Origin of the sequence: Rhizorhabdus argentea (assembly GCF_037861105.1) — a bacterium.
GTDB lineage: Bacteria > Pseudomonadota > Alphaproteobacteria > Sphingomonadales > Sphingomonadaceae > Rhizorhabdus > Rhizorhabdus argentea.
Genome location: NZ_JBANFK010000007.1, coordinates 84,910 through 104,948, shown reverse-complemented (window position 1 = coordinate 104,948; position 20,039 = coordinate 84,910). Strand labels below are relative to the sequence as shown.

Here is a 20,039-nt window from a genome sequence, read left to right as displayed (position 1 = left end):
TCTTGTGTTCATGATTTGTACCAATGCGCCGGAGGCCGCCTTGTTCCGTTCATCACGCAATATCAGGGCAGTTCTGGCTTGGCGGGCTGGTGTTTGGTGGCGGGAGCCATGGGGAGCGCTTCATGCGGCGGCACTGGCCTTTTGGGGCTCAAACGTTCGGCCACGAACATGGCGAGAATGGCCGCGCTGACTGCCACGATGGCAACGACCATCACTCGCCACACCACTCTCCACATCCCGACCTCTGCAGGCCCACACAGGCGGAGAATGTCGAGGGAACAGGTGGGGCTGCTCCCCCGACGTCGTCATCTGATCAGAAGGAAGTGTCGCGATCGGTCCTGCGGTTGCCCGCGAGATCGTCGCGGTCGCGGTCTCTTTCCAGGTCTCGGTCTCGGTCTACACCATGGCTGACCGTGCCGCGATTGCCCTCGTCAACCTCGACCTCGGTCCGCCGCACCGTATCGTCGATATTCTCTACCCGTTCCTCGGCGGTCTTGCGGACCACGACCTCCTCGCGGACCACCGCCTCCTTGGCCACCACGGCTTCTTCGGCCGTCTCCGTCATCTCGATGTCGCGATCACGTAGCAGATCTGCGTCGCCGATATCTCCGGCGCGGCTGGTCTCATCCGCGGGGCGCCGTTCGACGCTGACATGTTCGTCTCGAAGGGTAACCTGCTCATGGACCGGCTGCTCGACGATATAGGAACGGACCCGCGCACCGCCGCGCTCGACCTCACGCTTGCCGACGCGAAGCTGCTCCTCGATCACCGGGATGCGCTCCTCGTCGACCACCGAGCCCGATCGATCGGAGAATCTGGATTCGGATGTGCTGTCGCCAAACCGGGTATCGGTGGCGGACACGCCGGTGCCGGCACCGGCGAAGCCCCCGGTCCAGCCACTGCTGCGCCAATCCTGCGTGCGGCGATCCAGATCCACGCTGTTCGCTTCCTCGAGAATGCGGACGGCTTCGTTCGCCTCGTCTTCGTCGACCTGGGCACTGACCACTACACCGCCGCGCCGAACGCCCTCCTCATAGGTGTAGCGATCCTCGTCGGGCAGGAACATCTCCTTGATCGAGGCCCAGATGCCGCGGTCCTCGCGGTCAGAATAACGGTCGGTTCTGAACCCTTGGCTGTTTTGGTCCATGATCCTGATCCGGTCGGCATCGATCCTCGACTGCCGCAGCCGGTCGGCCGCAGCCTCGGCTTCATGGCGGTTGTCGAAAAGCGCCGTGACTGTTCGCGACATAGTCCTACTCCTTGCTTGGTGGTGATACGGTCCCGTCGCTGCGGTGCCGCTCGATGATCGCTTGCTGCGACTTGAGAGGTATAGATTTTTCGAAGCGTTCGGCGGTCTGGCGTCGTCGGATGTGGATTTCTTCCTTCAGTACGAGCCGTTTCTCCACGACCAGAATTTCCTCGACGACGGGTATGATCAGCGTACCGTCTTCCTCGCGGATATCGGGCACGCTCTCGATTGGGCGATCTACTGGAACATGATGGATGTCTACTTGATCTTGCCGAAGTTCTTCGGTGACTCGCTCTATTGTTTCAGTGGTGAAAGTTCTGACACGGACCGTTCCGGTTTCGAAGCGTTCCTTCGAAGTAGAAATCTGCTCTTCCACCAGCGGAATGACTTCTACGCGATCGCGATTTGCCATTTTTGTATTTTCCAGAAGTGCTTCAGGGCCATGTCATCGGAGATGTGCGATAAACAAATAGCTGGAAGACCTGTTCCTGTTGACGCCGAAAGGATTTCGATAGTTTTGACGGGCGCACGCAAAAGCGCGGTCGGCCGAGTGGGTGGCGGCGGAGGAGCCCATCTGCCGTCGAAATAAACTTGATTTCAGAGGCGGTTCGCGGCGATTATCCGGAGGGGCAGATCGATGGGGGGTATCATGGCCGAACATCCGAGGGTGCGTCTGGCGAAGCTATTCGATCTGAGGATCGCCTATGACCCGCGCGGGCTAAATCGCGTGCAGTTCCTGGCGCCCGGCATGGCGCCGAAGATCGAGGGGCCGTGGCGGATCTATGGCTTCAATGGCAATGCAAACGAGCCGCCGGAGACGTCCGGAGTGAAATAGCTCCGCGGGAGACATGACGGGCTGAGATGCGACGGCCGCCGGCGCTCTGCAGCAAGCTTCTCTTGCGCGCTCCGCCGCCGCGGCTATCACTGTGCGCTACAGCCCATAGGCGCTGCTCGGAGACTATGAGAATATGACGAAAACGCTGACCCTCGCGGCGATCGGTTTAGCGCTGGTGCTGACCGGCTGCGGTAAGAAGGACGCGAACGAAGGCGCTGCCGCCAATGTTGCGACCGCTGCCCCCCAGGTTCCCTACACTGGCAAGGACTGGACCGGAACCGTCGCCAAGACGCCCGAGGGCGGCTTCCGGATGGGCAATCCCGACGCGCCGGTAAAGCTGGTCGAATATGCCTCGATCACCTGCCCGCATTGTCGCGACTTCACCAAGGCCGGCGCCGAGCCGCTCAAGAACGATTATGTCAGAACCGGCAAGGTGAGCTGGGAATATCGTAATTTCGTGCTCAATCCGCTTGACGTCGCGGCAACGCTGGTCGCGCGCTGCCAGGGGGCCGACACCTTCTTCCCGTTCGTCGAGCAGCTCTACGCAACGCAGTCCGACTGGGTGGGCAAGTTCAACTCGATCGACGAGAAGAAGCTCCAGTCGCTCGGTGCGCTGCCGCAGCAGGAGCAATTCATCCAGTTGGTGCAACTGTCGGGCCTCGAAGACTTCTTCAAGGCCCATGGCGTACCGGCGGATCGCATCCAGGCCTGTCTTGCCGACAAGGGCGCGCTGGCGGAGCTGCTCAAGATCCGCGACCATGGCGCCAATGAGGACAAGGTCGACGGTACGCCGAACTTCTTCCTGAACGGCGAACGCCAGGAAGGCGTCTATGATTGGCCCGGCCTCGAAGCCAAGCTGCGCGAACGCGTCCGCTGAGATGAGCAGCGGGGGCGCATCGGCGGGGGCTGGCTGAGCCGCCGATGCGCATCCGCAAGCTGCGTCTGTCCGGGTTCAAAAGCTTCGTCGAGCCGGCGGAGCTGGTCATCGAGCGCGGCCTGACGGGGATCGTCGGACCCAATGGTTGCGGCAAATCCAACCTGCTCGAAGCGATCCGCTGGGTGATGGGCGAATCCAGCGCCAAGTCGATGCGCGGCGGCGGCATGGAGGATGTGATCTTCGCCGGTACGACCACCCGGCCCGCCCGCGATTTCGCCGAGGTCACCCTGTTCACCGAGCGGCCCGATGCGGAGGGCGACCAGGATCGGGAGGTCGAGGTCACCCGCCGGATCGAGCGCGGCGCGGGTTCTGCCTATCGGATGAACGGCCGCGACGTTCGCCAGAAGGACGTCGGGTTGATGTTCGCCGACGCCGCCACCGGCGCGCACTCGCCCGCGCTGGTCAGCCAGGGCCGGATTGCCGCCGTCATCGCCGCCAAACCCGCCGAGCGGCGTCAGATGCTCGAAGAGGCGGCGGGGATCGCCGGGCTCCACGTCCGCCGCAAGGATGCCGAGCAGAAGCTGCGAGCGACCGAGGTGAACCTCGCGCGGCTCGACGACCTGATCGCCGACATGGAGGCGCGCACTGGATCGCTGCGGCGGCAGGCGCGGACCGCCGAACGCTATAAGGCGCTCAGCGAGCAGATCAGGACCGCGGAGGCGCGGCTGATCTTCTCGCGCTGGCGCGACGCCGCCAATGCGGCCGACGCTGCTCAGAAGGAGGCTGCGCTTGCCGAGGCCACGGTCAGCCAGGCCACTGATATCCAGCGAGCGCTGTTGGCCCGGCAAGCGGAGATTACCCGCAAGGTCGGCGATGCACGCGCCGCGGCGCAGAGCTCGCGCGAGCGGTCGACCGGGCTGGCCCATCGCCTCGCGACGCTGAACGCCGACCTGGAAGGGGTCCGCCGCCGCATCGCCGATATAGGACAGGCGCGCGATACGCTGGGCCGCGACCGCGCGCGGGAGGATCGGCTGGCGATCGACGCCGCGGCTGCTCTGGCCGCACTCGGGCAGGAAGAAAAAGAACTCGGCCGGCGGATCGACGAGGCGACGGTGCGGCAGTCGGCGATCGACGCACAGGTGCGAGACGCAGAGAACGAAGCGCGCGAGGCCGAGTTGGCCGTGGCCAAGGCGCAGGCTGCCTATGCCGCGGAGCAGGCCGACATGCGGGTAGCGCAGGCCAATGTCACGGCCGCGCGCCAGCGGCTGGAACGGGCGCAGGCCGAGGCCCAGAGGATTGCGCGCGAACTCGCAGCCCTGGGCGACGAGGCGCCGCTGATTGCCCGCAGGACGGCGGCGATAGCCGCGCGAGAACATGCCGAGCGCGCCATAGCGGACGCGATGGCATCGATCGGCGCGGCGGAGGAAGCTCGCACGGCCGCCGCCGCACGGCGCGAGGAGGCGGAGACGACGAGCGGCGCGGCGCGGGCGGCCCTGGCTGCGCTGGAGTCCGAAGCGCGCTCGCTGGAGAAGACGGGCGGCGCGGTCGGGCAGGGCAATCGCGCAATTGATCGGATCAAGGCCGCGCCAGGCTATGAACGCGCGCTGGCGGCGGCTTTGGGCGACGATCTCGACGCGGCCGTCGGCGGGGACGGACCGCTGCGCTGGTCGGGCGCGGACAAGGCCGATGACCCGGAGCTTCCGACCGGTGTGGACAATCTTGCCGATCATGTCGTCGCCCCCGCAGAACTCGCTCGGCGACTGGCCCAGGTGGGCGTTGTCGAAGGCGATGACGGCTCGATCCCGCTGTTAGCCGGGCAGCGACTCGTCACGCGTGGCGGCCGGATGCGGCGCTGGGATGGTTTCGTCGCCGCCAATGTCGGTGCCGCCGCCGCGGAACGGCTGGTGCGGGCAAATCGGCTCGCCGAACTCAACGCCGCCCTGCCGAAGGCACGTGCCGATCTGGCTGCGGCGCAGTTTTCGCTGGCCGACGCCAATGGGACCGTGCAGGCAGCGAAGGCGGCAATCGATGCGGCGCGCGTGGAACTCGGCCGGGCCGAAGTCGCGCAGCGGGGTGCGATCCGCGACGAGGACCAGGCCACTACGGCGATCGAGCGGCTGGCCGGCCAGCGCGGCGCCATGTCCGAGCGGCAGCAGCGCGCCGCCGGCGAAGCGGACGAGGCTGGCGAGGCGGTCCAGGCGCAGATGGCGGTGATGCTGGCCCTGCCCGACGGTGAAGCGAGCCGTAGCGAAGTCGAGCGGCTGCGCAGGGCCAGCGAGATGGTGCGCGCGCGGCTGTTCGAGGCGCGGGGGCAGGCGATGACCCTTGCGCAGGCCGCCTCCGCCGACGCGCAGCGCCAGCAAGCGGCACGCGCCGAGGCGAAGAGCTGGCGAAGCCGGGCGGGGGATGCCGCAAACCGCATCGCCGAGATGGATTCGCGCGCGCGCGCTATCGAGACCGAGACCAGGGCGCTCGATGGCCGCCCCGAGGAACTGCAGGCTTTGATCGAGACGGTGGGTGCAGATGCGCGCGCCGCTGACCAGGCGGCCGATGCCGCGCGGGAGGCTGAGCGGCTGGCGGAGGCGGAACTGCGCGCGATCGAGACAGATGTGGCGCAGGCCGGCGAAGCGCTTGCTGCAGCGCGCGAGGCGCGCGCCGGCGCGCAGGCGCGGCACGAGAACCAGGAACAGCGCCGCGTGGAGATGAGCCGCCTGTCGGGCGAACGTTTCGAATGCCCGGCGCCGGTACTGCCCGAAAAAATCGGCTTTCAGAGCGACGAGGTGGCCGACGGCGCGGCGGAGTCGTCGCGACTTGAGCGGCTGACCGCCGACCGCGAGCGGCTCGGTCCGGTCAATCTCGTTGCCGAGAGCGAACTCGCCGAGATCGAGAGCCAGCACGGCAGCAGCATCGCCGAGCGCGACGAACTCTACCAGGCGATCAACCGGCTGCGGGGTTCGATCGGCAGCCTCAATCGCGAAGGGCGGGCGCGGCTGCTTGCGGCGTTCGAGGCAGTGGACGGACATTTCCGCCGGTTGTTCACGACGCTCTTTGCGGGCGGCGAGGCGCATCTCGCGCTGATCGACAGCGAAGACCCGCTCGAGGCAGGACTCGAGATCATGGCGCAGCCGCCGGGCAAGAACCTGAGCTCGCTCACTCTTTTGTCGGGGGGCGAGCAGGCGCTGACCGCGGTCGCGCTGATCTTCGCGCTGTTCCTCACCAATCCTGCGCCGATCTGCGTGCTGGACGAAGTCGACGCCCCGCTCGACGACGCCAATATCGAGCGTTTCTGCGACCTGCTCGTGGCGATGACCAACGAGACCGACACGCGCTACCTGATCGTCACCCACAATGCCGTCACGATGAGCCGGATGCACCGCCTGTTCGGCGTCACGATGATCGAGCGCGGCATCAGCCGGCTGGTCTCGGTCGATCTGGGCGCGGCGGAGCAGCTTCTCGCCGCGGAATAGCTGCAATCGGCGGTTAATCCGTCCCACGCTACCAGCAGGTGCGACACGCCGGAGACTTATCGCCAGATGAATCGAATGCTCAACCGACTGCTCGCGCTGCTGCTCGCGCCAGCCGTGCCCGCCATCCCGGCATGGGCCACCGAACCGGTGCCTGCCGCGTCCGGGGAGCAGTCCGCGCCGGTGGCTGCACCGAGGGACTCCTATGCGCGCTTCGCGCCGGAGATCGCGGCGTTCCAGCGGCAGGACAAGGACCTTGGAACAGTCAACGGCGGCACGTTGTTCGTGGGCAGCTCCAGCATCAGGCGCTGGGATGTCGCGGCTGGCTTTCCCGCATTCGCCCCGGTCAACCACGGCTTCGGCGGTTCGGAAACGCCTGATGTGCTGTATTATTACCCGCAGATAGTGTCGGTCTATCGGCCCGCCGTCGTGGTCGTCTATATCGGGGAGAATGATATCGCGCATGGGGCAGCGCCAGAGCGGGTGACCGCCGACGTGCTGACCCTGCTCAGCCGCCTGCGATCTGATCTGCCCCAGGCGCGTATCGTCTTCCTGTCGCTCAAACCCGGCAACGCCCGGTGGGGACTATGGACGAAGATGCAGCAGGTGAACGCGGCCGTGAAGGCGCGGGCGGAGGCCGCAGCCGATTTCGACTATCTCGATGTCGGCACGCCTTTGCTGGGCACGGACGGCCGGCCCGACGACCGCTATTTCCTGGAGGATCGCATCCACCTGAATGCGGACGGCTACGCAATATGGAACCTGCTTGTCGACGCCTATCTGGAGATGACGCCGCCGGTATCAGCCCAGATGGCGGGCGGCGAGAGTGTAGCGCACTAGCTGTTTGATTTCGTTCAGATCGAACTGAATCGCGTCCGGCTTGCTTTGATCGACACGAACCGCCTTGGACAATGTCGCGACACTTCGCTTGTTGAAATCATATGCCGCGGATCGTCGTTAGGTTGAGCTGTCGTGGCGCTGAACGCTTTCGATGACCATGATGACTCTTGCGCAAAAACTATTCGGCTATTCACCTTAGACCGGCTATTACCCCGCGATCTGCCGGTTCTAAAAGGCCCGAGGCCAAACCGGAACAGCTATGGGAGGGTCGAATGAACGAGGTTTTGGACAGACAGATCGAGCAACGCTATTCTGCATGCCGTTATTGTGTCGGCAACTGTGGCGTGATCGTTGATGTCGATGTCCAAACGGGCCGGGCGATCGACCTCCGCGGTGACAGGAATCACCCGCTGACCAAGGGTTACGCCTGCATCAAGGGCCTTCAGGGCGTCTATGCGCTCAATGCACCGGATCGCATCCTACGCCCGCTCAAGCGCAATGAAGAGGGCGGGTTCGACGAGATTCCCCTGGAACAGGCGCTCGACGAGATCGCGGCGAAAATGCAGATCGGCATCTCCGAGGATGGACCGCAGTCCGTCGCCGTTTACAAAGGAACGCAGGGATTCAGCCACGCCCCGTTGCTGGAAATGGTGCGGCGATGGATGGATTGCATCGGCTCTCCGTACATGTTCACCACCTGGACGATCGATCAATCGGCTAAATTCGTGGCGGCTGAACGGCTGGGCGTCTGGGGCGCCGACCCGCATCATATGCTCGAGTCCGACGTGATGATGATCGTGGGCGGCAACCCGCTCGTGTCGATCGGCATGATGGGGGTCACCCCCACCAACGTCACCAAGCAGTTTAAGGCCGCCAAGGAGCGCGGCATGAAGCTGATCGTGGTCGATCCGCGGCGATCGGAAACCGCGGCGCTTGCCGACCTGCACCTGCAGATCAAGCCGGGCGAGGATGTCACGCTGTTCGCCGGATTACTGCGCGAAGTTCTAGCCAACGGGTGGGAAGACAGCGAATTTTGCGCGGCTCATGTCATCCAGATGGAGGAACTGCGCAATGCAGTCGCGCCGTTCAGCATCGACATGGTGTCCGAGCGAACCGGGCTGTCGGCTGAAGACGTTCGTGCCGCGGCCCGCATGTTCGCGCATGATGCGCGACGCGGGGGCGTTTTCAGCGGCACCGGCCCGTCCATGGCCCCGCATTCCAACCTGTCGGAACACCTGCTCCAGGTGCTTAATGTGGTGTGCGGCCGTTATAACAGGGAAGGCGATGTCGTGCGCGGAGCCGGGCTGATGCGCCCGCGCACCATGGTGGCGCAGGTCTATCCGCCCAAGCGCAGCTGGGAGCGGGAGCCTAAAATGCGCGCGACAGGTTATGGCACGCTGAACGGCGAAATGATGACCGCTGCGCTGCCCGACGAGATACTGACGCCTGGACCTGGCCGCGTTCGATCCCTGATCGTGGTCGGCGGCAATCCGGCGGCAGCCTTTCCCGATCACTTGAAGACGCTCAAGGCATTGAAGGCGCTCGACCTGCTGGTCACGATCGAACCCTTCATGACGGAAACTGCGCGGTTCGCGCATTATATCCTGCCCCCCACCATGCAATATGAGCGGTGGGACCTGCTGTTCGGGCATGAAGGCGAATCTCTCAATCCGGAACCCTATCAGCAATTGCTGTCCGCGGTCGCTACTCCCCCCGCCGGATCTGACCTGATCGAGGACTGGCGGATATTCTATGAACTCGCAAAGCGGCTGGGCAAGGAGCTCACGTTCTGCGGAAGCCCGATGGACATGGAAAGGACGCCTACCAGCGAAGAACTGCTCGAAAAGATTATCGCGAATGGCCCGCTGTCCCTCGATCATCTGAAAAAACATCCTCGCGGCACGTTCATTGAGGTGCCGCCGACTGTCGTCCAGGCCGGCGGCGGCGATCCTGCTGCCCGGTTCGAGGTGGCGCCTATCGATGTGGTTGAGGAACTGGAAGCGGTCCGCGTCGAACATTCCGCATCAAAGGAATATCCCTACCGGCTGATTTCGCGCAGGATGCGGGAATTGCTGAATACGGTGGGGTTGAATTTCCCGGTGTGCCGCACTCGCGAACCCTATAATCCAGCCTATTTTCATCCGCAGGACATGGCTGCGATCGGTATCAAGGGAGGCGACTGGATAGAAATCGCGTCCGACCATGGCCAGCTTCAGGCGATCGCAAAGCCTGACGGCACCGTGGGCAAGGGATCGATATCGATGACCCATTGCTGGGGCGGACTGCCAGAGGACGGGCTCCCCTATACGCAGGTGGGCGCAAACACCAATTTGCTTGTCAGCACGGATCGTAACGTCGAGCCCATCAACGCCATGCCGCGCATGTCTGCCATCCCGGTGAAGGTGCGTCCGATCAGCTCGCCCGAATAAAACCGGCTTGGGCTGACTGAAACCTATCAAACCCTCCTCTTAGGAGTTCAGCCACAGTCCTGTCCGCGGACAGGACTGTGGCTGAACTGGGTCGGAGGCTACGGGAAGGGCGCCGGCCCCGCCTCTCGATCTCCGCCATCCGGAGATCGAGAGGCGAAGCCGGCGCCCACCCGCTGCTGGTCTATGACGGCGTCACTCTCAGCTTTGATAGGCTGGCCGGAAGGCGGGGCGTGGCCGGGCGGGTGCACGCACCGTGAGATGATCGGTGCCTTGGGCGGCTCGGGCCATCTCGCGGACCGGAGCAGGCGATGCACTCTGCGCGGGAACCGGCGTGGCAAGGCCTTCGCGCTCGCGCTGGTCGAAGAAGCTGGCCCGCTTGAGGCGACGCTTCAGCGAGTGCGAGGGGTTATTCGCCGTCGGCCCCTGATAAGCGGCGCGCGTATGGCGGCCGAAGCGTGACAGATCGAACCCGGCGGGGACCGCCGTAACCGGCGCATCGTCGATAAAGCTTTCCGCGCGGTCATCGCTTGCCATGACGGGCACTGCGGAAGCCGCTACCGGCGCGATATGGCCCGGCTCGCGGGGAGCGATTTCCCTGAAGGGCGCCAGCGCCAACTCGTCTGCATCGGCATCGCGGCGGCGACGGCCGAGCGCGAGCGCGCCGCCTGCAAGGGCAAGAATCGCAACCCCAGCGCCGGCGATTGGAAGGACGTCGTCACTGCCATCGGTGTGCGTCACCGACCTCTGCATTTCGACCGGGATAGGGTTGGCGACCGCTGGGGCAGGGACGGCCGGCTCGGCCGCAGAACTGCTGGCGACCACGGGAGCCGGAGCTGGTGTCGACGCGGGAGCAGCTTCCATGCGGAGGGGGGCCGCCTTGACCGCCGCCGCAGGGGCGGGCTTGGCAGTTGCCTTACGACTATGCGCGACCGGCGCTGGGGCGGGTTCCTCGTCGAACACGAGCGGTGCGGGCGTCGGCGCGGCCGTAGCGGTGGTCGACGGGGCGGTGGCCGGCGGAGCCGTGGGTGCGGACGTTGCGCTCTGTGTCGTCACCGCCGGCGCGGGCGCGACAACCGGAGGCGGCGCCACGAGCACCGGTGCGGCCGCTGCTGACGCTTCACTGCTCTGCGCGAAGGATGGGGTTGAGGACAGGGCGAGGGCGGCGGCGATCGCCGTCAGGCCGGGGCGGAGCGGGTGGGGCTGATGTCTCATGCCAAATAAACCCGGACGGCGGCGAAAGGTTCTCTCATTCCGATGAATCGCGGCGCTCTTGCGACGAGCCGAGAAATATATACTCCACCTTGGTCTCAACATCTTGAGAACATGTCTCCAAACATGTCCATTAATGTCGGGTTCATCGTGCGGTGATGTCCGGTATTCCGGATCAGATGCTTGTTCATCCTGTAATTTACTTGTGAATGAAAGCATTTATATAAAATGCCATCGGCTATTGGGCGGACAATTTGGTCGCGCTCCCGTAGGGAGAGCGTGTGGGCGCGTCCGCGTTGCGCAGTCAGCGGCTTGCGGGGCGATGATCATCCGGCGATACGGGTGCGGGGACCCCGAGGTGAATGCATGGTGGAATGGGAAGACGGTTATTGGTGGTCGAAGGACGGCCTGCGCCTCCACTACAGGGATTATCCGGCATCATCGCGATCCCGGCAGCTTCCGATCCTCTGCATTCCCGGCCTGACCCGCAACGTCCGGGATTTCGAGAAGGTCGCAGCTCGCCTGGCGGGCAAGCGTAGGATCATTGTCGTCGAACTGCGGGGGCGCGGCGAGAGCGCGCCTGCCAAGGATCCGATGAGCTATGTGCCCGCGACCTATCTCGAGGACCTATCCGTGCTGATCGCGCAGATCGCGCTCGATCGCTTCATCCTGTTCGGGACGTCGCTGGGCGGTATCATGTCGATGCTGATTACGGCCACCCATCCGGGCAAGGTGGCCGGCGTGCTGCTCAACGACATCGGCCCGGAGATCGATCCTGCCGGGCTGGCGCGGATTCGGGGTTATGTCGGCAAGACGGGCAGCTATCCGACATGGCTGCACGCCGCGCGGGCGTTGAGCGAAGCGCATGGCGTCGCCTATCCGGATTATACGTTGGAACAGTGGCTCGACATGGCCAAGCGTCTTTGCCACCTGACCGCCGCGGGGCGCATCGTGATGGACTATGACGGCGGCATCGCCGAGCCGTTCCGCGTGGCGGGCAACGAGGCAGGCGGCGATCTCTGGCCGCTGCTGGACGCGATGAAGCCGATGCCCAGCCTGCTCGTCCGCGGTGGCATTTCGGACATATTGTCAGCGGAGACCGCGGACCGCATGGTGCAGACTTTGCCGCTCATGGACCGTGTCGATCTTCCGCGTATCGGGCATGCGCCCACCCTGTTCGAGCCGGCCAGCGAAGCGGGGATCGATCGACTGCTCGCCCGCGTCGCCAAGGCCGGCTGACGAAGATGCCCCGCGCGGCAAGGATTCTCCACTGCCACTCGACCTTCATGCTCGGCGGCAAGGAGGCGCGCGCCGTGCGGCTGATGAACGGCTTCGGAACTGAGGCGGAGCATGTGGTGCTGAGTGCGGTGCCCGATGCGCTAGGCGCCCGCGACGCGATCGATCCTGGAATCAAAGTGTCTTTCCCCGGCACCGAGGCACCGCCGCTGCACGGCAAGCCGGGTCTTGCCCGTTATGCCCGCCTTGCCGACTATATCGACGGGTTCGATCTCGTGCTGAGCTATAATTGGGGCGGGATGGACGTTGTAGGTGCGCGCCGGCTGTTCGGCGCGGTGCGCGGCTTGCCGCCGCTGATTCATCATGAGGATGGCTTCAACGAGGATGAGGCGGATCGGCAGAAGCCGGCGCGGGTCTGGTTCCGCCGGCTGATGCTGCCGGCCGTCGAACGGCTGGTGGTGCCGTCGCAGCGGCTCGAGGCGATTGCGCGGGACGTCTGGAGGCAACCCGGAACTCGCGTCCAGCGCATTCCGAACGGCATCCGTCTTCCGGAACCGTCCGAGATGGCACAGCCTTGCCCTATCCCCGGTGTCGAGCCGGGCGGCGGACTGGTGATCGGCACCGTCGCCGGCTTGCGCCCCGTCAAGAATCTCCCTCGCCTGGTCAGGGTGTTCGCTGAAGGCGCGCCGGTCGACGCCCGGCTTGTGATCCTGGGGGAGGGCCCCGACCGCAGCAGGATCGTCGCCGAGGCCGAGCGGCTAGGCGTGGCGGGGCGGGTCATCCTGCCCGGCTTCGTGCGCGACCCGGTGCGCATGATGGCAGCTTTCGACATCTTCGTGCTCTCGTCGAACAGCGAGCAGTTCCCTATCTCATTGGTGGAGGCGATGTCCTGCGCACTGCCCGGTGTGATGACCGACGTCGGGGACATTGCCGCGATGGTCGCGCCCGAGAATCGGCCGTTCATCCTTCCCGCATGCGAGGAGGCCGGCTTGGCGGCCGCGCTGCAAAGGCTGGCTGCAGATCCAGCGCTGCGCCGCTCGATAGGTGCAGCGAACCGCCTTGTCGCGCTCCGGGATTTTTCGGAAGACGCGATGCTGTCGAGCTACTATAACCTATATTGGACAGCGATGGCGGATCGCGTGAGACGGTAACAGCGCCCCTATCGATTTGCAGGCTGCGATTTTGCGCGCATTTAATGATCCTTGGTCCTATAGGGCGCGGATTCCGAAGGTAAGGTTGCGCGGTATTGGAGGTCTCGTTGTTCAAAGGTCTGCGGCCGATCCTCTATGGTGGGCGGGAAGTCTGGCCCCTGATCGAAGGCGGCAAGGGCGTTTCGGCGACCAACCATGCGAGTTCCGGCGCCTGGGCGGCGGCGGGCGGCATCGGCACCGTGTCTGCGGTGAACGCCGACAGCTATGATCCCGAAGGCAAGATCATTCCTCAGGTCTACAAGTCGCTCACCCGGCGCGAGCGCCATGAGGAACTGATCGCCTATGCCATCGACGGCGCGGTCGAGCAGGTTCGACGCGCGTTCGAGATTGCCGGCGGCAAGGGCGCGATCAACATCAACGTGCTGTGGGAAATGGGCGGCGCCCAGCGCATCCTGCACGGCGTGCTCGAGAAGACCCGCGGCATGGTGGCCGGCGTCACCTGCGGCGCGGGCATGCCGTACAAGCTCAGCGAGATCGCGGCGTCCTATGGCGTAAATTATCTCCCTATCGTATCCTCCGGGCGGGCCTTCAGCGCGCTGTGGAAGCGTGCCTATTCCAAGGCTGCCGAATGGCTGGCCGGCGTCGTTTATGAGGATCCCTGGCTGGCGGGCGGCCATAACGGCCTGTCCAACGCTGAGGACCCGAGGGTTCCGCAAGATCCCTATCCTCGGGTCAAGGCTCTGCGCGACACCATGCGCAGCGGTGGCATCTCCGACGACGTGCCGATCATCATGGCCGGCGGCGTCTGGTACTTGCGCGACTGGAATGAGTGGATCGACAATCCGGAGCTCGGCCAGATCGCCTTCCAGTTCGGGACACGCCCGTTGCTCACTCAGGAAAGCCCCATCCCGCAGGGGTGGAAGGATCACCTGACCAGGATTGAGCCGGGCGATGTGCTGCTGCATCGCTTCTCGCCCACCGGCTTCTATTCGTCGGCGGTGCGCAATCCCTTCCTGCGCAACCTCGAAGCGCGCTCCGAGCGGCAGATCGCCTTTTCGATGGAAGCGGCGGGCGACCACCAGTTCCAGCTCGACGTCGGCGTGAAGGGCAAGAGCTTCTGGGTGACGCTGGGCGATCTTGGCCGTGCGCGCGAATGGTATGGCCTCGGTTATACCAGCGCGCTCAAGACCCCGGACAATACGCTGGTGTTTGTCACCCCCGAGGAAATGAAGGTGATTCGCAAGGATCAGGCCGACTGCATGGGCTGTCTCAGCCAGTGCGGCTTCTCGGCCTGGGCCGACACCGAAGGCAACTCGACGGGCCGCCTCGCCGACCCGCGGAGCTTCTGCATCCAGAAAACCTTGCAGGATATCGCCCATGGCGGTCCGATCGACCAGAACCTGATGTTCGCGGGGCATGCCGCCTACAAATTCAAGCAGGATCCGTTCTACTCGAATGGTTTCGTGCCGACGGTGAAGCAACTCGTCGATCGCATCCTCACGGGCGATTGATGAAGCGGGTAGCAGAGCGAACTCTACTTCCTAAGTAGAGTTCCTTTGCGACGATCAAGAACCCATAGCCTTGGCATTCGCCTGCCGCTCGCTAGTCTCGCGGCATGAAAACCGCGCTCGTCGTCCGCCATACCCCCTATGAAGGCATCGCCGGTTTCCGCGCGCCCGTCGAGGAGGCTGGGTTCGTAATCGACCGGGTCGACGTCACCGACCCGGCCTTTCCCGACATCGATTTCGACGAACCCGATCTCGTCGTGATGATGGGCGGTCCCATGGGAGTCTACGAGACCGCGCAGCATCCCTGGATCGCCTGTGAGATCGTGCGGCTGTCGCGGCGCATCATGCTCGACCGACCAACGCTAGGCGTATGCCTGGGCAGCCAGATGATCGCCGCCGCCATGGGGGCGAGGGTGTATCCCGGTCCGGTAAAGGAGGTCGGGTTCGCGCCGGTGAAGGTCAACGCCGCGGGGCTAGGCTCGTCGCTTCGCCATATCGAGGATGTGCCGGTGTTGCACTGGCATGGCGATACTTTCGACCTCCCTCCCGGCGTCGAACTACTCGCGTCCACCGATCGATATTCGCATCAGGCCTTTCGTCGCGGCAGCAATCTGCTCGCGCTCCAGTGCCACCCGGAGATGGGCGAGGATGCTCGCTTCGAAGCTTGGCTGGAAGGTGAATCCTATATCGCCGAAGCAGGGCTTACCGTGGACGAACTGCGCGCCCAGCACGATCGGTTCGGCCCCGCGGCCGTCACGGCGGGGCGGAAGATGATCGCCGACTGGCTCGACCGGATCGAACCGTAGCCGCCAACTTCCCTGCGGCGCAAATAGTGGCTAGCATGATCGGGAGAGGGGGCGCTGCTTATGGATTGGTCGGAAGAGGTGCGCGGCGGCTCGGCCGTGGCGGCACCTGCGGGTAAGGTCGACGAAAGCACGGCCGCGAGCTTCGGCGCCAGCCTCGAGGCGGCAGTCGAGCGTGCGGCGGCGGCTTCGGCCAAGCTGGTAATCGACTGCAGCGGCATCACCTACATGTCGTCTCGCGGCCTGCGGGCGCTGACCCTGGCCAAGCGCAAGGCCGATGGCGCCGGGGTCAAGATCCTGCTCGCCGCGCCGAACGACATCGTCCGCGAGATTCTTGCTATTAGCCGCTACGACAAGCTGTTCGGGGTGACCGACACCGTCGACGCAGCTCTGTCGGCGTGACCGCCGCCTTCGAGGAGACACGTCGATGCGCGTGAAATTCTGGGGAACGCGTGGCTCCATCGCGGTTGCGCAGCCCGCGAGTGCCATCAGGACCAAGATCGCGCGCGCGCTGGTCGTAGCGGATGGGCGAAAATTCGCCGATGAGGGCGACGCGGCGGCATTCGTCGACGCCGAACTCGATTTTGCCACGGGTGCGACCTATGGCGGCGCCACCACCTGCATCGAGATCGAAGCGGGCGACGGCTCGTTCATCGTCTGTGACATGGGATCGGGTGTGCGCGAGTTTGGGATCAGCGCCTTTGGCCGCTGCGCCGCCGGACATGAGCGCGTGTACAACTTCTTCATGTCGCATCTCCATTGGGATCATATCTGCGGCTTCCCCTTCTTCGGGCCGGCGTTCGATCCCAATGCGCGGATCATCATCCATTCAGGGCATCAGGATGCCGAGCAGGCGCTGCGCCGCCAGCAGGAGGAGATCAGCTTCCCCGTCGCCTTCGACTGGCTGCGCGCCAAGATCGAATTCGTGACCCTGAGGGCGGGCGAGACCTACAGGATCGGCGGCGTCGACGTGGAGGTGATGGAGCAGCATCACTCGCACAAGAGCTATGGCTATCGCTTCACCGACGATGACGGCAAAAGCGCGATCTTCTCGACCGACAGCGAGCACAAGATCGAGAGCATGGAAGGCGAGGCCGATGTCGCGCACTTCTTCCGCGCGGCCGACCTGGTCATCTGCGACACGATGTACTCGCTCGCCGACGCCGTCTCGATGAAGGAGGATTGGGGGCATAGCTCGAACATCGTTGCGGTCGATCTGTGCCATGAAGCAGGGGCGAAGCGGCTGGCGCTGTTTCACCACGAGCCGATCTACAGCGACGACGATATTCAGCGGATGCACCTGGAGAGCATACGCTATGAGGAATTGACCCGGCGCGAGCAGCAGCTCGACGTGCTGTGCGCCTATGACGGCCTCGAACTGGAGCTTTAGCTCCAGCCGCCGAATCTGGCTGGCGGGGATAGCCGGGCTGGTGCTGGCAGCGATCGTCAGCGCCTGGGGCGGAGAGGCGATGCGCCGGCCGCTGTTCGATCTGTGGCAACGCCTCGCTCCGCGCGACCTGACCGGCACCAAAGTTCATGCCGTGCTGATCGACGCGGACAGCATCGCCGCCGTCGGCCCCTGGCCCTGGCCACGCTATCACATGGCGCGGCTCACAGAGGAGATCGCCGCCCGCGGGCCCAAGGCGATCGGCTTCGACATGCTGTTCCCCGAGCCCGACCGCGTCCGCCCGGACATCTTCGCGGCGCTCTATCCGGAACTCAGCCCATCGGCCGCCGCCGAAGTCCATGCGCTGCCGCCGATGGACCGGCTTTGGGGGCAGGTGATCGGACGTGCTCCGGTTGTGCTGGCGCGCGCCGGCGTGCAGGCCGGCGGGAGCGATCCTGCGCAGTTGATCGTCGATGCTTCCATTACCGGCAAGCTGCCGCCCGCGCTGATCGACGAGCCGCGGGCAATCTCCAACATCCCGGAGCTCGAGCAAGCTGCGCTCGGCCATGGCCTGCTGAACGGCCAACCCGACAGCGATGGCGTGGTGCGGCATCTGCCGATGCTGATGCGCCTTGGCGGCCGGCCGATGCCCAGCTTCTCGCTCGAACTGGCGCGGATCGGGCTGGGCGAGGACGCAGTCGCAACCGAGCCGACGTCGGTGGCGCTTGGCAAGCGGCATGTCCCGGTCGATGGGCGGGGCAGGCTGCTGCTTCATTTCGGCCACTTCCCCGCGGATCGGATCAGCTCGGCTGTCGATGTGTTGCGGCAGGATTTTCCAGCCGATGCCTTCGCCGGAGACATCGTCGTGGTCGGACTTGCTGCCGAGGGAACAGTGGACATCGTCTCCACGCCGCTCGCTGTGGAAGCCTATGGGCCACTGGTGCAGGCGGAGGCGATCGACGCGATCCTGCGAGGCGGCTGGCTGGAGCGGCCGCGCTGGATGGCACCGGCGGAGTGGGTAGCCGGCCTGTTGCTCGCGCTGTCGATCCTGCTGGTGGCACGCCGCCGCCGGAGGCTCCTCCTTATTCCTGTGGTATTTGCGGCTACGATCCCGGCGCTGGGCTGGCTGGCCTTTACCGCCGCGTCGCTGCTGTTCGATCCGCTGCGGCCTTTGCTGCTCGGCGGCACCACCGCGGCGGCAGTTGCGTGCGCCATGTTCGTGGACGCGCGCCGCGAGCGCGAGCGACTGCGCGAGACGCTCACCGTCGAGCGGATCGCCACCGCGGCGATTGAGGGCGAACTGCAGGCGGCGCGGAGCATCCAGCTCGGCATGGTGCCGCCCCGCTCCGACCTCGCCAGCTTCGATCCACGCCTGGACGTCGACGCGCTGCTCGAGCCGGCTAAGTCGATTGGCGGCGACCTGTACGACCTCATCCGCCTCGATGCCGATCGCGTCGCTTTCCTGGTCGGCGACGTGACCGGCAAGGGCGTGCCCGCGGCCCTGTTCATGGCCCTGTCCAAGGCGCTGGCGAAGAGCGTGGTATTGCGCGGCGTCCCCAGCCTCGCCGAGGCCGCCTTCATCCTCAACGAGGAGCTGATGCGCGACAATAGCGAGTCGATGAACGTGACGATGCTGATCGGCATCATCGATCTGGCCACCGGAGAACTGGTGCTGATGAGCGCCGGTCATGAGAATCCGTTGCATGTCGCCGTCGATGGCCGCGTGGCAGAGCGCAAGCTGGACGGCGGCCCACCCTTCTGCATCGTCGACTTCCCCTATCCCGACGAGCCGATGAAGCTGCTCCCGGGAGAGACGCTGGTGCTGATCTCCGACGGCGTGAGCGAGGCTCTCAATGCAGCAGATGATCTGTTCGGCCATGAGCGGTTGCTTGCAGCGATCGAGGGCCAGGCCAGTGCTACCGGAATATGCGAATCGATATGCGCGGCAGTGCGGATGTTCGAGGATGGCAGCGATCCCACCGATGATCTGACGGTGATGGCAGTGCGTTACTTGGGCTAACGGACGATGACCACCACGCGGCGGTTGGCGGCGTTTGCCACGCCGTCGGCCGTCGGCTCGCGCAGCTCCCGCTCGCCGCGACCAACCGCGTTCATCATGGCTTTGGCGATACCCTGCTCGGCAAGTGCACCCAGCACTTGCTCGGCGCGGCGCTGTGACAGCAGGTCGTTGTCTTCGTCGCTGCCAACGGTGTCGGTATAGCCGGTAACCTGCACCTCGGCGCCTGGGCGTCCCGCAATTTCGGCTTTGAGGAAGTCGAGACCCGGCTGTGAATCCGGCGTGATCTGGGTCGTGCCTTCCTTGAAGTACAGTGTCAGGCGTACCGGCGGCGGGGGCAGATCCGACAGCAGGGAGCGCTGGCGGGCGCTCAGCCGGGACGGATCGATCGCCCGGGTGCGCGGCCTGCCCGACAGGTTGGTCTTGCTATTGAGCTGGTCGACGAGCGTCACGGCCGGCTTGCCATTCTCTTCGAGCACCGCCAGCGCTCCGGGGCGGCCCTCCTCGCCAGGAAGCAGGGTCAGTGACGGGGTCGCGCAGCCGGCGAGGAGGCCTGCGAACAGCAGCGGCGAAAGGGCCAGCCGCGTCATTTCGGCACCTCGACGATGAAGCGAGTGCCCCGGACACCCAATAGCGAGGTCGGTGTCCGGACTTTCATCGCGTCCTGCCTGCTATGGGCGATCTGGCCCGACACGACCGCGAGCGAGCCGCGATTGACCTTTGTGACGAAGCTACCGGTCTGGGTGGTGCGGTTATAGTCGAACTGGTCGACCGAGATCCGGCTGTTCGGCCCGACCGAGAAGCGGGTGTCGTCGATGAAGGTGAGGCTCATCTGGCCGTCCTTGCCGGTGACCAGAGTATCGCCCGCGAGCAGCTGGAAGCCCGGCCCGGGCGCGAGCTTCGCCTTGCCGCGCTCGATCGCGGCGGTGCCGACGCTGCGCTTGACGCGGCCGATCTCCGCCCATGCCGGCTGGGCGGCAACCGCCACGCCCAGCAACGCCAAAATCACGCTGCGCATCATTCTCACATCCCCA

General features: G+C 65.1%; 17 protein-coding genes. 12 read left to right on the top strand and 5 right to left on the bottom strand.

All coding sequences use genetic code 11. From position 1 onward, the window contains the following. Positions 1-313: 313 nt before the first annotated feature. Positions 314-1,249 carry a YsnF/AvaK domain-containing protein gene (locus tag AAC645_RS08850; protein ID WP_340315345.1) on the bottom strand — a complete coding sequence of 312 codons (936 nt, stop codon included), beginning with the start codon at positions 1,247-1,249 and terminating at the stop codon, positions 314-316. A gap of 4 nt (positions 1,250-1,253) precedes the next feature. Further along, positions 1,254-1,661 carry a YsnF/AvaK domain-containing protein gene (locus AAC645_RS08845; protein ID WP_340315343.1) on the bottom strand — a complete coding sequence of 136 codons (408 nt, stop codon included), beginning with the start codon at positions 1,659-1,661 and terminating at the stop codon, positions 1,254-1,256. 237 nt (positions 1,662-1,898) lie between these two features. Here AAC645_RS08845 and AAC645_RS08840 point away from each other — a divergent pair, with 237 nt between their 5' ends. The 5 genes from AAC645_RS08840 to AAC645_RS08820 all read left to right on the top strand — a co-directional run bounded on the left by AAC645_RS08840 (position 1,899) and on the right by AAC645_RS08820 (position 9,694). Continuing rightward, positions 1,899-2,084 (top strand): hypothetical protein, encoded by a 186-nt coding sequence (locus AAC645_RS08840; RefSeq protein ID WP_340315342.1) that lies wholly within the window; start codon positions 1,899-1,901, stop codon positions 2,082-2,084. Between the two features lie 133 nt (positions 2,085-2,217). Then, positions 2,218-2,961, top strand: coding sequence for a DsbA family protein (locus tag AAC645_RS08835; RefSeq protein WP_340315340.1), 744 nt, complete (start codon positions 2,218-2,220; stop codon positions 2,959-2,961). A gap of 44 nt (positions 2,962-3,005) precedes the next feature. Further along, a complete protein-coding gene (gene smc, locus AAC645_RS08830; RefSeq protein ID WP_340315338.1) occupies positions 3,006-6,428 on the top strand; it encodes a chromosome segregation protein SMC in 3,423 nt (1,140 codons plus the stop codon). A gap of 66 nt (positions 6,429-6,494) precedes the next feature. Beyond that, positions 6,495-7,265, top strand: coding sequence for a GDSL-type esterase/lipase family protein (locus AAC645_RS08825; RefSeq protein WP_340315337.1), 771 nt, complete (start codon positions 6,495-6,497; stop codon positions 7,263-7,265). Between the two features lie 272 nt (positions 7,266-7,537). Beyond that, positions 7,538-9,694: a molybdopterin-containing oxidoreductase family protein gene (locus AAC645_RS08820; protein ID WP_340315336.1), complete on the top strand. Its 2,157-nt coding sequence runs from the start codon at positions 7,538-7,540 to the stop codon at positions 9,692-9,694. Between the two features lie 198 nt (positions 9,695-9,892). Here AAC645_RS08820 and AAC645_RS08815 read toward each other — a convergent pair whose 3' ends face one another. Continuing rightward, positions 9,893-10,906 carry a hypothetical protein gene (locus AAC645_RS08815; RefSeq protein ID WP_340315334.1) on the bottom strand — a complete coding sequence of 338 codons (1,014 nt, stop codon included), beginning with the start codon at positions 10,904-10,906 and terminating at the stop codon, positions 9,893-9,895. A gap of 363 nt (positions 10,907-11,269) precedes the next feature. On the opposite strand from AAC645_RS08815, the gene AAC645_RS08810 reads away from it, so the two are divergent. The 7 genes from AAC645_RS08810 (at position 11,270) to AAC645_RS08780 (ending at position 19,008) form a co-directional block, all read left to right on the top strand. Further along, positions 11,270-12,142: an alpha/beta fold hydrolase gene (locus tag AAC645_RS08810; RefSeq protein WP_340315333.1), complete on the top strand. Its 873-nt coding sequence runs from the start codon at positions 11,270-11,272 to the stop codon at positions 12,140-12,142. A gap of 5 nt (positions 12,143-12,147) precedes the next feature. Next, a complete protein-coding gene (locus AAC645_RS08805; RefSeq protein WP_340315332.1) occupies positions 12,148-13,290 on the top strand; it encodes a glycosyltransferase in 1,143 nt (380 codons plus the stop codon). 107 nt (positions 13,291-13,397) lie between these two features. After that, the gene (locus tag AAC645_RS08800) at positions 13,398-14,801 is read left to right on the top strand and encodes an NAD(P)H-dependent flavin oxidoreductase (RefSeq protein ID WP_340315331.1); all 1,404 of its coding nucleotides are present in this window, start codon (positions 13,398-13,400) and stop codon (positions 14,799-14,801) included. 104 nt (positions 14,802-14,905) lie between these two features. Then, positions 14,906-15,604, top strand: a complete 699-nt coding sequence (locus AAC645_RS08795) for a glutamine amidotransferase (RefSeq protein ID WP_340315330.1) — start codon at positions 14,906-14,908, stop codon at positions 15,602-15,604. Between the two features lie 60 nt (positions 15,605-15,664). Continuing rightward, positions 15,665-16,003 carry an STAS domain-containing protein gene (locus tag AAC645_RS08790; RefSeq protein WP_340315329.1) on the top strand — a complete coding sequence of 113 codons (339 nt, stop codon included), beginning with the start codon at positions 15,665-15,667 and terminating at the stop codon, positions 16,001-16,003. 25 nt (positions 16,004-16,028) lie between these two features. Next, positions 16,029-16,991, top strand: coding sequence for an MBL fold metallo-hydrolase (locus tag AAC645_RS08785; protein WP_340315328.1), 963 nt, complete (start codon positions 16,029-16,031; stop codon positions 16,989-16,991). Further along, the gene (locus tag AAC645_RS08780; protein ID WP_340315327.1) at positions 16,966-19,008 is read left to right on the top strand and encodes a CHASE2 domain-containing protein; all 2,043 of its coding nucleotides are present in this window, start codon (positions 16,966-16,968) and stop codon (positions 19,006-19,008) included. The genes AAC645_RS08785 and AAC645_RS08780 overlap by 26 nt, the downstream gene beginning before the upstream one ends. Here AAC645_RS08780 and AAC645_RS08775 read toward each other — a convergent pair. Continuing rightward, positions 19,005-19,595: an OmpA family protein gene (locus AAC645_RS08775; RefSeq protein ID WP_340315326.1), complete on the bottom strand. Its 591-nt coding sequence runs from the start codon at positions 19,593-19,595 to the stop codon at positions 19,005-19,007. The genes AAC645_RS08780 and AAC645_RS08775 overlap by 4 nt on opposite strands. Next, the gene (locus tag AAC645_RS08770) at positions 19,592-20,026 is read right to left on the bottom strand and encodes a FecR family protein (protein WP_340315324.1); all 435 of its coding nucleotides are present in this window, start codon (positions 20,024-20,026) and stop codon (positions 19,592-19,594) included. The genes AAC645_RS08775 and AAC645_RS08770 overlap by 4 nt, the downstream gene beginning before the upstream one ends. Positions 20,027-20,039 lie beyond the last annotated feature (13 nt).